The sequence below is a fragment of the Streptomyces misionensis genome (genome assembly GCF_900104815.1).
Classification (GTDB): domain Bacteria; phylum Actinomycetota; class Actinomycetes; order Streptomycetales; family Streptomycetaceae; genus Streptomyces; species Streptomyces misionensis.
This window is the reverse complement of record NZ_FNTD01000004.1, coordinates 6345390-6357555: the sequence shown is the minus strand read 5'-3', so window position 1 is coordinate 6357555 and position 12166 is coordinate 6345390. Positions and strand designations below refer to the sequence as shown.

Here is a 12166-nt window from a genome sequence, read left to right as displayed (position 1 = left end):
GTTCCGGGAAGGAGCGCATCGTGAGCCGACCGCCGACCGCCGCCCAGCGCCGGCTGATCGACGCCGCCGACCCGGTCACCGGACGGCTGCGCGGCACGGACGCCCAGCTCACCGCGCTGGTGCGGCAGGGGCTCGCCTTCCGCCACCCGCGCCCGCCGCACGACCACTTCCTCACCCCGGCCGGGCAGCGGATACGGGAGGCGCAGCCCGAGGCGCCCGCACGGCAGGACCCGGCCCCCGCGAACGAGGTGTTCGCCGCGCGCGCCGGCGGGGCGCACGAGCCGGTCCCGCCCTCCGCGGCCGCCCGGCTGCGCGAGGTGCGCGGAGCCTGGCAGGGGCTGCTGGAACTGCGCCGGATGACCAATCCCGACGGGGCGGTGGACCGGCCGTGCGGCTGGGAGCGCGGCCATCTGGTGCGGGCCGCGGCCCTCGCCCTGGAGGCGGCCGGGCACCGGCCGGCGACGACGGACACGGACGGGTACCGGGTCCGGGCCACCCCGCAGCCCGACGCGGTCGCCGTGTACGCGCCGGACGCGGCGGCCCTCGCGGCGTGCGCGGAAACGCTGGAGCGGGCGGGCTGGCAGCCGGGCGAGTACACCGAGCCGCGCACCCGCAGGCGTTATCTGCTGGCCTCGCCCCGCCGGGTGTGAGCCGCCGCCCCGCGTGCGAAGATCACCGGTGCGCTGTCCCGGGGCAGTGCGCCGTGCCGGAGCAAGAGGGGAATGCCGTGAGCGAACCGTTTTCCGTCCGCGTCACCGTCCGCGGTTACGAGACCGATGTGCAGGGCCACCTCAACCAGGCCGTGTACCTCAACTACGCGGAGCACGCCCGCTGGTCGCTGCTCCAGGCCGCCGGGGTGTCGCAGACCGGTCTGGTGGGCACCGGGGTGGGACCCGTGGTCCTGGAAACGACGATCCGCTATCTGCGCGAGCTCCTCGCCGGCGACGAGGTCGAGGTGACCTGCGCGTTCCACTGGTCCACCGGCAAGACCTTCACCATCCGCCAGGAGATGCGCAAGCCGGACGGCACCCTGTGCGCCGAACTCACCGGCGTTGGGGGCCTGTTGGACCTCAAGGAGCGCAGGCTGATCGCCGACCCCGCCAAGGTCTTCGAGGAACTGGCCACGGACCCTTCGCTGTTCGGCCTGTGAGCGGGGGGGCACGCGGCACGGGGCACGGCGCCCCGCCGCACCCCGTGCCGGTGACACCCCCTCAGTGCGCCGACGCCAGCTCCTCCCCCGCCTCCATCGGATGCGTGACGTCCTGCGCGTCCCGTCCCCGGCCCAGGTGGTTGAAGACCAGGTTGAGCACGACGGCCGCGACGCAGCCCGTGGAGATGCCCGAGTCGAGGACGATCCGCACGGTGTCCGGGAAGGCGTGGTAGAAACCGGGCGTCGTGATCGGGATGATGCCGACGGCGAGGGAGACGGCGACGATCAGCACGTTGTTGTCCTTGTCCAGGCCGGCCCGGACCAGGGTCTGGATGCCGCTCGCGGCGACCGAGCCGAAGAGGACGACGCCGGCGCCGCCGAGGACCGGGCGCGGCACGACGGCGATCAGCGAGGCGGCCGCCGGGCACAGGCCCATCAGGACCAGGAAGCCGCCGCCGGCCGCCACCACGAAGCGGCTGCGGATCCGGGTCATGGCCACCAGGCCGATGTTCTGCGCGAAGGCGCTGCACATGAAGCCGTTGAACACGGGGCTGAGGGCGGAGCCCAGGGTGTCGGCGCGCAGCCCGGCCGCGATGGTCCGCTCGTCGGAGGGCCGTTCGACGATCTCGCCGAGGGCCAGCATGTCGGCGGTGGACTCGGTCATCGAGACCACCATCACCACGCACATCGACAGGATCGCGGCGATGTGGAACTGCGGGGCGCCGAAGTGGAAGGGCGTCGGGAAGCCGACCACGGCGGCCTTGGCGACCGGGGAGAAGTCGGTGACGCCGAACGGGATCGCGATCAGGGTGCCGGTGAGCAGCCCCAGCAGCACCGCGATCTGCTTGACGAAGCCGCGGGTGAAGCGGCGCAGCAGCAGGACGATCAGCAGGGTGAGGCCGGCCAGGGTGAGGTTCGTCGCCGAGCCGTAGTCGTGGGCCGACGCGTCGGGGCCCTGGGCCCAGCCGAAGGCGACCGGCAGCAGCGAGACACCGATGAGGGTGATGACCGAGCCGGTGACGACCGGTGGGAAGAAGCGCACGGCCTTGCAGAACACCGGGGCGGCGAGGAAGCCGAGGACACCGGCGACCATGACCGCCCCGAAGATCATCGGCAGGGCGTCGGACTTGTCCTTGGCGGAGGCGATGATCGCCGTCATGGGGGCGACGCCGGCGAAGGTGACGCCGTTGACGAAGGGCAGCCGGGCGCCGATCTTCCAGAAGCCGAGGGTCTGGAGGAAGGTGGCGAGGCCGGCCGTGAACAGACAGGCGCCGGTGAGGAAGGTGAGGTCGGTGCCGGACAGGCCCGCGGCGGCGCCGACGATCAGGGGCGGGGCGACGACCCCCGCGTACATGGCGGCCACGTGCTGGAGGCCGCTGGTCGCCATCTTCAGGGCGGGGAGTTTCTCGTCCACCGGGTGGACTGCTGGCACGTCGACGGTTGGGGCGGACACGGCGGCTCCTCCGGTCGGTTAAGACACGTCGGCTGTGGACGTGGGTTTCAGGGAGGTGGTGCGCGGTCGTGCGGGACCGGTAGGACCCAGGCGGGTCGCGAACGGAGACCGTTCCGGGGCGCGCGCTTCCACGCGCGCCCCGGAGCCGGCCGCCATGGACCCCGCTCGGGTCCACGGCTGCCGGCCGGGAGCCGTCCCTCCCGGCCGGAGTCGGGGGGTCAGCGCTGGGCGGCGATCCGCGCCAGCCGGCGCGCCTGGTCACGGGTGGTGTGGGCGATGGCGTCCTCGTCGACCGTCAGCAGCCGTCCGTCCTCGACGATCTGCCGGCCGTTCACGAAGGAGGCGGTGACCGGGGCGGCCGCGCCGAAGACCAGCGCGGTCACCGGGTCGGCGATGGAGGAGTGGGCGAGGGTGTCCATCCGCCACAGCACCAGGTCGGCCAGCTTCCCGGCCTCCAGCGAGCCGGTCTCGGCGGCGCGGCCGAGCACCCGGGCGCCGCCGTGGGTGCCGAGCCGCAGGGCCTGCCGGGCGGTCAGCGCGGCCTCCTTGTGCGCGCCGAGCCGGTTGATGAGCAGGGCGTTGCGCAGCTCGGTGTGCAGCTCGCCGGACTCGTTGGAGGCGGTGCCGTCGACGCCGAGGCCGACCGGGACGCCGGCGGCGAGCATGTCGGGGACCCGCGCGATGCCCGCGGCCAGCCGGGCGTTGGACGAGGGGCAGTGGGCGACACCGGTCTTCGTGCGGGCGAAGGCGGCGATGTCGGAGTCGTTCATGTGGACGCAGTGCGCCATCCACACGTCCTCGCCGAGCCAGCCGGTGGACTCGAAGTAGTCGGTGGGGCCCATGCCGAACAGCTCGTGGCAGAACTTCTCCTCCTCCACGGTCTCCGAGCCGTGGGTGTGCAGCCGTACGCCGAGCCGGCGCGCCGACTCGGCCGCCTCACGCATGAGTTCGGTGGAGACGGAGAAGGGGGAGCAGGGTGCGACGGCGACCTGGGTCATGGCGTCGGGGGACGCGTCGTGGTGCTCGCGCACGGTGGCCTCGGTCGCGGCGAGCGCGTCCTCCAGGGTCTCGACGGCGAAGTCCGGGGGCAGGCCGCCGTCCTTCTCGCCGCGGTCCATGGAGCCGCGGGCGAGGGTGAAGCGGACGCCCGTCTCCCGGGCGGCGCGGATGATCGCGCCCGACAGGTCGCCGGCGCCCCTGGGGTAGACGTAGTGGTGGTCCATGGCGGTGGTGACGCCGCCGCGGGCCATCATCGCTAGCGAGCCCTGGGCCGCCGCGTAGGCCATCGGCTCGTCGATGCGCGCCCAGACGGGGTAGAGCGCGACGAGCCAGTCGAACAGGTTGTGGTCGGTGGCCAGGCCCCGGGTGATCCACTGGTAGAAGTGGTGGTGGGTGTTGACCAGGCCGGGGGTGGCGAGGTGCCCGGTGGCGTCGATCCGGCGGACGACGTTCTCCAGGCCCTCGGGTGCCGTGCCCGCGCCGAGCGCCTCGATGCGGTTGCCGGCGAGGACCAGGTACCCGGAGGCGTACTCGGTGTCGTCGGCGTCGACGGTCGCGATCGAACAGTTCTCGATGACGGTGCGCTGGGCTGCTGCCATGTTTCGTCCTTTTCGCTCAGCGGACTTCTGTGGGGAGGGCACGGCAGGACCCTGGGAGATTTGAGTGCCGCGGCCGGAGCCCGGTGGGGTGGTACCCCGGCCGCGGGTGCCGAAAAGGAGGTGGATCAGAGGTTGGTGAGGTCCACCGGGATCCTCGGCTCGCAGCCGTCCCGGAGGATGGTCGCCTCGATCAGCCCGTAGGGCCGGTCGGCGGCGAAGTAGACCTCGTTGTCGTTCTTCAGGCCGAACGGCTGCAGGTCGACCAGGAAGTGGTGCTTGTTGGGCAGCGAGAAGCGGACCTCGTCGATCTCGCTGCGGTTGTTGATGATGCGCGAGCCCATCTGGAACATCGTCTGCTGGAGGGAGAGGGAGTAGGTCTCGGCGAAGGCGTGCAGCATGTGCTTCTTGACCTGCTCGTAGGACTTCTCCCAGTTGGGCATCTTCTGCTCGTCGTCGATCCAGTTGAACCGCCAGCGGCCGGCGACCGAGGTGGCCAGGATGCGGTCGTGGGCCTCCTGGAGGGTGGTGTACTTGTCCTTGACGTAGCCCCAGAACTCCGAGTTGGTGGAGTTCATGACGGTCAGGTCCTTGAGGCCGGAGATGACCTCCCAGGTCGAGCCGTCGTAGGTGATCTGCGTCAGCCGGGTCTCCTGGCCCTTGCGGACGAAGGAGTGCTTGACCTCGTCGGCGCCGATGAACCTGGAGTTGGCGTCGGAGGTCTCGATCCGCTCCCAGGCGTACTCCTCGATCCGGATCCGGGCGCGGTGGATCGGCTCCTGCGAGGTGACGAAGTGGCGGGCGAGGTGGATGCCGAACTGCTCGGCGGACTCGATGCCGTACTCCTTGGCGAACGCGAACACCGTGTTCTTGGTGGTGTCGGTCGGCAGCACATTGGCGTTGGAGCCGGAGTAGTGGACCTCCTCCATGTCGCCGCTCAGCGACACCGAGACGTTGAGGTCCTTGATGTGGTGGGTGGCGCCGTCCCGCGTGATCTTGACGACTCGGTTCTCGGCCTTGCCGTACTGGTTCTGTCCCAGCATCACAGGGCCGGCAGGGCGGGAATTGACGGTCATGTAGCTAGCTCCCTCGGTAAACGGAGTAGCCGAACGGGTTGAGCAGCAGCGGTACGTGGTAGTGCTCGCCCGGTACGACGGCGAAGGTGATCGCCACTTCCGGGAAGAACACGGCCGGTCCGCTGTCCCGAGTCGCGGGGGCGTCCTGCTGCGCATCGGCTTGCTGGTTCGCGGCTTGCTCTTCGAAGTACGGCTCGACGGCGAAGTCGAGCCGTACGTGAGTGGTCCCCTCCGGCAGGGCCGGCAGGTCCTTGCACCGGCCGTCGGCATCGGTCGCGGAGCCGCCGAGCGCCCGCCAGTCCGCCGCGCGCCCGGAGCGGGCGCTGAGGTGGACGGCGACGCCGGCCGCGGGACGGCCGATCGAGGTGTCCAGGATGTGCGTGGACACGGAGGCGGTGGTGCTGGTGCTCATGGGTCAGGCGTCCTCTTCGACGAGTCGGGCCAGTCGGATGCGGTTGATCTTCCCCAGCTCGGTGCGGACGATCTCCCGCTCCCGCTCGGGTGTGTTACCGATCCGCTCCCTGACCGCGTCCCGCATCTGCTCGCCGGTGCGGCCGGTGGCGCAGATGAGGAAGACATGGCCGAACTTCTCCTGGTAGGCCAGGTTGAGTTCGAGCATCTCGGCCTTGAGCCGGTCCGAGGCGCCGGCCATGCCGCGCTGTTCGCGGGCGGAGGCCGGATCGCCCGGCCGGGGCCGCCCGATCGGCGGGTGCCCGGCCATCGCCTCGTCGAGGTCGGCGGCGGTCAGCTCGGCCGTGGCGGCGTCACTTTCGGCGTAGAGCTCGTCGGCGGTGGCGTAGGGGCGGGCGGCGGTCAGCCGCCGCACCCATGCGCCGGCGGCGCACGCCTCGTGGAGGACGGCGGAGGCCGCCCGCTCCTCCAGATCGTTGAACCGGGCCAGACCCGGGGGCGTGAAAGTCGACGTCACGGGAGCCTCCGTGGCCAGTTTCGGCCTTCGTGCTGAACGGGCTGCCGATAGCTAACGCTCCCGAAAACTCCGCGTCAACACTTTGTTGAAAAATCCGCGTAACAAGCCGGGTGGGCCCCCGGGGTCCTCAGGCGCCCTTCTCCCGGTTGAGGTAGTTGTAGACGGTGAAGCGGCTGACGCCCAGCGCCCCCGCCACGATCTCCACGCCGTGGCGCACGGAGAAGGCGCCCCGCGCCTCCAGTATCCGCACGACCTCCTGTTTGGCCTTGCGGTCCAGTTCGGACAGCGGCCGGCCCTCCTTGCGCTCCATCGCGGCGAGGATGTGGTCGAGGGAGTCGGCGAGCTGGGGCAGGCGTACGGCGACGGCGTCGACGCCCTCCCAGGCCAGCACGACGTCCTCCGGGCCGGCCTCGTCGGGCGGGACCATGACCCCGCCCATGGCGTCGACCAGCGGTTTCACGGCCGCGATGAACGACTCGTCCCCGGTCATCCATCACCCTCCCCGCCGTCGTCGGCCAGCACGTTGACCTGGAGCGAGATCCGGGTGGCTCCGGCCTCCAGGCTCTTACGCAGCAGCGCGTCCACCGAGGCGAGCACCCGCTCGGCGGCGCCTTCGGCGGTGTTGCCGAACGGGCCGACGTCCACCGCGTCCAGCCCTGCCGTCTCTATGACCTCCCGCGCCGCCAGGGCGTGGGCGGGGGCCTCCTCCAGGTCGAAGGGTTCGGTCGTGAACTCAACTTTCAATCGCACGCGCACAAGGTAGCGCGCGGCACGGACACCGGGATCCCCCGTCGGCGGCCGTCCCGCGGACCCCCTTGACAAGCAGCGGCACCCGACGGCAGTCTTCCATTACGCAGAAACGAACTTCCGTAATACGGAATATGACCACGGAAGGGAGCGCGTCCCGAATGCCAGGTTTCGACTTGAGCACCGCCGCAGACCAGCGCTTCGACGTCAACCTGTCGATCCTCTTCACGGAACTCCCGCTCCTGGAGCGCCCCGCGGCCGCCGCCGCGGCCGGCTTCACCGCGGTCGAGCTGTGGTGGCCCTGGGTCGACACCCCCACCCCGGAACGCGCCGAACTGGACGCCCTGAAGCGGGCGATCGAGGACGCGGGCGTCCACCTGACCGGACTGAACTTCTACGCGGGCCGGCTGCCGGGCCCGGACCGCGGCGCCCTGTCGGTCCCCGGCGAGGAGTCCGGGCGCTTCCGCGCCAACATCGAGGTGGCCGCCGGCTTCGCGCACTCCCTGGGCTGTACGGCGCTGAACGCGCTGTACGGCAACCGGATCGAGGGCGTGGACCCGGCCGAGCAGGACGCGCTGGCGCTGGAGAACCTGGTCCTCGCGGCCCGCGCCGCCGACCGGATCGGCGCCACCTTGCTGATCGAGGCGCTGAACGAGCCGGAGTCGCCGGCGTACCCGCTGGTGTCGGCGCCGGCCGCGGTGGAGGTCGTCGAGAAGGTCAACGCGGCGACCGGCCTCGGCAACGCGCGGTTCCTGATGGACCTGTACCACCTGGCCATGAACGGCGAGGACCTGCCGGCGGTGATCGACCGGTACACGGCGCACACCGGCCATGTGCAGATCGCCGACAACCCCGGCCGCGGCGCCCCGGGCACCGGCTCGCTGCCGCTCGCGGAGCTGCTCGGCCGGCTGCGGAAGGCCGGTTACGACGGCTGGGTGGGCCTGGAGTACAAGCCGGGCGACCGGCCGAGTACCGAGGCCTTCGACTGGCTCCCCCGCGAGGCGCGCGCGGCGCGCTGAACTCCCCGACTTGGCACGGCAGTTGAGAAAGGCCTTTTGAGCATGAGCACTGTTGCGGATTCCGCCCGCCCCGCCCGTCCGGCGATCGCCTGGATCGGCCTCGGCATCATGGGCTCCCCCATGTCCGAGAACCTGATCAAGGCGGGTTACGACGTCACCGGCTACACCCTGGAGCAGGCGAAGCTGGACCGGCTGGCCGCCGCCGGCGGCCGGGCCGCCGGCTCGATCGCCGAGGCCGTGCGCGACGCCGATGTGGTGATCACGATGGTGCCCGCGTCGCCCCAGGTCGAGGCCATCGCCTACGGCCCGGACGGCATCCTGGAGAACGCGCGGCCCGGTTCGCTGCTGATCGACATGTCCTCGATCACCCCCCAGACCTCCATCGACCTGGCCGCCGCCGCGAAGGACAAGGGCATCCGGGTGCTGGACGCCCCGGTGTCCGGCGGCGAGGCCGGGGCCGTCGAGGCCGTGCTGTCCATCATGGTCGGCGGCGAGCAGGCCGACTTCGAGCAGGCGCGGCCCGTCTTCGAGGCACTGGGCAAGACCATCGTGCTGTGCGGCCCGCACGGCTCGGGGCAGACCGTGAAGGCCGCCAACCAGCTGATCGTCGCCGTGAACATCCAGGCGTGCGCCGAGGCCGTGGTCTTCCTGGAGAAGTCCGGCGTGGACCTCAAGGCCGCGCTCGACGTGCTCAACGGCGGCCTCGCGGGTTCCACCGTGCTCACGCGGAAGAAGGCCAACTTCCTCGACCGCGACTTCACGCCGGGCTTCCGGATCGACCTGCACCACAAGGACATGGGCATCGTCACCGACGCGGCCCGCAACGTGGGCGCGGCCCTGCCGGTCGGCGCGGTGGTCGCCCAGCTGGTCGCGTCGCTGCGCGCCCAGGGCGACGGCGGTCTGGACCACTCGGCGTTGCTGCGGGCCGTGGAGCGGCTCTCCGGCGCTCAGGTCTGACGGCCCTTCGAGGGCCGGCCCCCAAGACGTCCGGGCCGCGGCGCCGTCGACACCTGTCCCGTCGCGCCCACGCGGTGCCGCGGCCCGGATCCAAACTCAACAAACTGTTGACGCCCTGATCACCCCACTCCTAGGCTCCACGCAGACTTCTAGGCTCCACAACGCGGAATACCTTTTCCGCCGCCCACCCGCATGGAAGGTCCACGATGTCGCAGCGCGTGCTCACGACAGAGTCCGGCGCCCCGGTCGCCGACAACCAGAACTCCGCCACCGCCGGCGTCGGCGGCCCGCTCCTGCTCCAGGACCAGCACCTCCTGGAGAAGCTCGCGCGCTTCAACCGGGAGCGGATCCCGGAGCGGGTGGTGCACGCCCGTGGCTCCGGCGCCTACGGCCACTTCGAGGTGACCGACGACGTCACCGGCTACACCCACGCCGACTTCCTGGGTGAGGTCGGCAAGCGCACCGAGGTGTTCGTGCGGTTCTCCACGGTCGCCGACAACCTCGGCGGCGCGGACGCGGTGCGCGACCCGCGCGGGTTCGCGGTGAAGTTCTACACCGAGGAGGGCAACTACGACCTCGTCGGCAACAACACCCCGGTGTTCTTCATCAAGGACCCGCTGAAGTTCCCCGACTTCATCCACTCGCAGAAGCGGGACCCGTTCACCGGCAAGCAGGAGCCGGACAACGTCTGGGACTTCTGGGCGCACGCCCCGGAGGCCACGCACCAGGTGACCTGGCTGATGGGCGACCGCGGCATCCCGGCGTCGTACCGGCACATGAACGGCTACGGCTCGCACACCTACCAGTGGACGAACGCCGAGGGCGAGGCCTTCTTCGTCAAGTACCACTTCAAGACCAACCAGGGCATCCGGTCCCTGTCCACCGAGCAGGCGCAGGAGCTGGCGGGCAAGGACCCCAACTCGCACCAGACGGACCTGCTCCAGGCGATCGAGCGGGGCGTGCACCCGTCCTGGACCCTCTACGTCCAGATCATGCCGGCGGCCGAGGCGGCGGACTACCGCTTCAACCCGTTCGACCTGACCAAGGTGTGGCCGCACCGGGACTACCCGCTGCGGCGGGTGGGCCGGCTGGTCCTGGACCGCAACCCGGACAACGTGTTCGCCGAGGTCGAGCAGGCCGCGTTCTCGCCGAACAACTTCGTGCCGGGCATCGGGCCCTCGCCGGACAAGATGCTCCAGGGCCGGCTGTTCGCCTACGCGGACGCCCACCGCTACCGGCTCGGCGTCAACCACACGCTGCTGCCGGTCAACTCGCCCAAGGCGGTTGTGGGCGGCGCCCGCAACTACGGCCGCGACGGCTTCATGGCGTCCAACGCCCAGGGCCGCTACGCCAAGAACTACGAGCCGAACTCCTACGACGGCCCGGTGGAGACCGGCCGCCCGCTGTCGGCGCCGCTCGCGGTCTTCGGCCACACGGGCACCCACGAGGCGCCGCTGCACACCAAGGACGACGACTTCTTCCAGGCGGGCGAGCTGTACCGGCTGATGTCCGAGGAGGAGAGGTCCCGGCTGGTCGCGAACATCGCCGGCGGCCTCGCACAGGTCTCCCGCGACGACGTGATCGAGAAGAACCTGGCGCACTTCCACGCCGCCGACCCCGAGTACGGCAGGCGCGTGGAGGAGGCGGTCCACGCCCTGCGCGAGGACTGAGCGGCAGGCGATCCGCAAGCGGCGTACGGAGACCGACTGGCGTCAGTCCTCCGCACGCGGCCCGCGCGGCGCCGTACGGCCCGGATGAGGGGTCGCCGTACGGCGCGGGCGCGGGCAGGGCGAGGACCGCGGTGGTGTGCGAGCCAGTGCGGTGGTCAAGGAGCGGGGCACCCGTCTCGACCTGAGGGAAGGGTCTCCCGTCTCCGTCGCACCCCCGCGGTCCCACTCGCCCGACCGACCCCGTCCGGCGGCGCGAAAGCCCTGTCGCGCCCGGTCTCGCGCCGTCGGACGGCACCACCACCCCCGCTCCCTACGCCGGTTCCCCACCCGCGGCGAGGGAGCGTTCGGCGTTGTCGAGCAGTTCCTTGTAGGTGAGGACCTCGACGCGGGTGACATGGGCGTTGTACGTCCGCAGCGTCTCGCCGACCTCCTCCTCGGGCACGTCCGGGTGCAGACCGGGGTGGCCGAGGAGCACGAGCGCGCCGGCCCTGCGGGTCTCGATGCCGAACTCCGCGCGGATGCGCGCGCGGTGCTCGTCCAGCCCGACCAGGTAGTTGACGGCCTGCCCCACGGCCTCGTGCACCGCGTCGGCCGGCACCCAGGCGTTGCGGTGCCGCCGGATCAGGGGCCGCTTGAGCCCCATGGCCCGCTTCAGCTCGACGATGTGCAGGGCGCCGTCGGCGCGTATCAGCGGGAGGTCCACCTCGTCACCGGGCACCAGCCGGCGCCGGGCGGCCTCACCGACGTAGCGGCCGCCGAAGATCCAGTGGTTCCCCCGCAGGGCACGCTGGAGGTCGGCTTCCGTGGCCGTCGGGTCCTCCACGACCGCCCGTAGCGTCCCCAGGCCGGCGGTACGGCGCTGGAGTTCGGCGGCCCGGAGGATCAGCCGCCCGTCGCGGTCGGCGGCGAGCAGCGCGAGCGCCCGCGGCGAGGTGGCGATGCGGCGGGCCTGCTCCGCGGGGTCCTCGACGTCGATCCGGTCGCCGCCGAGCAGGCGCTCCAGCCACAGGGAGGTCTCCGCCATGCCGCGCGGGACGACGTAGCGCCCCGGCCGGTCGTCCGGGGCCTGGAGGAAGGCGGTGTCGGCGCGTTGGGCCCTGAAGTGGCCGAGCACCTCTTCCGCGCTCGCGCCGGGGTGGTCCCTCAGATACGCCTCGCTCGCCGCGACCAGCCACTCGTGCATGGCGCGCAGGGAGGACGCCACGAAGTCGCGGTTGCGCTCGCTGCGCACCCCGTCCTGGAAGAGCCGGTGGCGCTCGGCGAAGTCCGGCCGGAGGATGCGGCCCTGCGCGTAGTCGAGCGAGTCCTGGAGCAGGCGGACGACCTGCCACTCCCCCGCGGCCGCCGCGGCTCCCCGGGCCGCCTCCAGGAGCCGTACCAGCTCCTTGCCCTCCCTGCGTCTGCCCGCGCTGCCGCTGTGCATGTACGCGAGGACCGCCGCCAGTGCCGAGTGCACGGTGTCGTCGGCGGCCTCCTTGCACACCTCGCGCAGCTGCCACTCCAGTGTCATGTCGCTTCGCACGCCCATGGCGGGAAGTGTGGCGGCCCCCACTGACAGCGGCGGGGTTCCG

General features: G+C 71.6%; 13 protein-coding genes. 5 read left to right on the top strand and 8 right to left on the bottom strand.

What is annotated here, in order from left to right; genetic code table 11:
* Nucleotides 1-20 precede the first annotated feature (20 nt).
* Nucleotides 21-650: a hypothetical protein gene (locus BLW85_RS30395; protein ID WP_074994085.1), complete on the top strand. Its 630-nt coding sequence runs from the start codon at nt 21-23 to the stop codon at nt 648-650.
* A gap of 77 nt (nt 651-727) precedes the next feature.
* Complete coding sequence (locus BLW85_RS30390) at nt 728-1150, top strand: acyl-CoA thioesterase (RefSeq protein WP_070025622.1); 423 nt, start codon at nt 728-730, stop codon at nt 1148-1150.
* Nucleotides 1151-1211: 61 nt separating this feature from the next.
* On the opposite strand, the gene BLW85_RS30385 is transcribed toward BLW85_RS30390, so the two are convergent.
* The 7 genes from BLW85_RS30385 to BLW85_RS30355 all read right to left on the bottom strand — a co-directional run bounded on the left by BLW85_RS30385 (nt 1212) and on the right by BLW85_RS30355 (nt 6952).
* On the bottom strand, nt 1212-2537 hold the full coding sequence (locus tag BLW85_RS30385; RefSeq protein WP_070025689.1) for a nucleobase:cation symporter-2 family protein: 1326 nt from the start codon (nt 2535-2537) through the stop codon (nt 1212-1214).
* 284 nt (nt 2538-2821) lie between these two features.
* A complete protein-coding gene (locus tag BLW85_RS30380; RefSeq protein WP_074994082.1) occupies nt 2822-4201 on the bottom strand; it encodes an 8-oxoguanine deaminase in 1380 nt (459 codons plus the stop codon).
* A gap of 125 nt (nt 4202-4326) precedes the next feature.
* The gene (gene pucL, locus BLW85_RS30375; protein WP_074994079.1) at nt 4327-5274 is read right to left on the bottom strand and encodes a factor-independent urate hydroxylase; all 948 of its coding nucleotides are present in this window, start codon (nt 5272-5274) and stop codon (nt 4327-4329) included.
* 4 nt (nt 5275-5278) lie between these two features.
* Nucleotides 5279-5686: a hydroxyisourate hydrolase gene (gene uraH / locus BLW85_RS30370; RefSeq protein ID WP_070025619.1), complete on the bottom strand. Its 408-nt coding sequence runs from the start codon at nt 5684-5686 to the stop codon at nt 5279-5281.
* A 3-nt stretch (nt 5687-5689) separates the two neighbouring features.
* Nucleotides 5690-6202 (bottom strand): 2-oxo-4-hydroxy-4-carboxy-5-ureidoimidazoline decarboxylase, encoded by a 513-nt coding sequence (gene uraD, locus BLW85_RS30365; RefSeq protein ID WP_074994076.1) that lies wholly within the window; start codon nt 6200-6202, stop codon nt 5690-5692.
* Between the two features lie 127 nt (nt 6203-6329).
* Nucleotides 6330-6692 carry a helix-turn-helix domain-containing protein gene (locus BLW85_RS30360; RefSeq protein ID WP_070025617.1) on the bottom strand — a complete coding sequence of 121 codons (363 nt, stop codon included), beginning with the start codon at nt 6690-6692 and terminating at the stop codon, nt 6330-6332.
* Nucleotides 6689-6952 carry a YkoF family thiamine-binding protein gene (locus BLW85_RS30355; RefSeq protein WP_070025688.1) on the bottom strand — a complete coding sequence of 88 codons (264 nt, stop codon included), beginning with the start codon at nt 6950-6952 and terminating at the stop codon, nt 6689-6691. Before BLW85_RS30355 ends, BLW85_RS30360 begins: the two co-directional genes overlap by 4 nt.
* 158 nt (nt 6953-7110) lie before the next feature.
* Here BLW85_RS30355 and BLW85_RS30350 point away from each other — a divergent pair, with 158 nt between their 5' ends.
* From BLW85_RS30350 to BLW85_RS30340, 3 genes are all read left to right on the top strand, one after another.
* Nucleotides 7111-7968, top strand: a complete 858-nt coding sequence (locus tag BLW85_RS30350) for a TIM barrel protein (protein WP_074994074.1) — start codon at nt 7111-7113, stop codon at nt 7966-7968.
* Nucleotides 7969-8010: 42 nt separating this feature from the next.
* Nucleotides 8011-8925 carry a 2-hydroxy-3-oxopropionate reductase gene (locus tag BLW85_RS30345; protein WP_074994071.1) on the top strand — a complete coding sequence of 305 codons (915 nt, stop codon included), beginning with the start codon at nt 8011-8013 and terminating at the stop codon, nt 8923-8925.
* 206 nt (nt 8926-9131) lie between these two features.
* Nucleotides 9132-10595 carry a catalase gene (locus BLW85_RS30340; RefSeq protein ID WP_074994068.1) on the top strand — a complete coding sequence of 488 codons (1464 nt, stop codon included), beginning with the start codon at nt 9132-9134 and terminating at the stop codon, nt 10593-10595.
* A 310-nt stretch (nt 10596-10905) separates the two neighbouring features.
* On the opposite strand, the gene BLW85_RS30335 is transcribed toward BLW85_RS30340, so the two are convergent.
* Nucleotides 10906-12105 (bottom strand): Shedu anti-phage system protein SduA domain-containing protein, encoded by a 1200-nt coding sequence (locus BLW85_RS30335; protein ID WP_074994065.1) that lies wholly within the window; start codon nt 12103-12105, stop codon nt 10906-10908.
* Nucleotides 12106-12166: the final 61 nt, after the last annotated feature.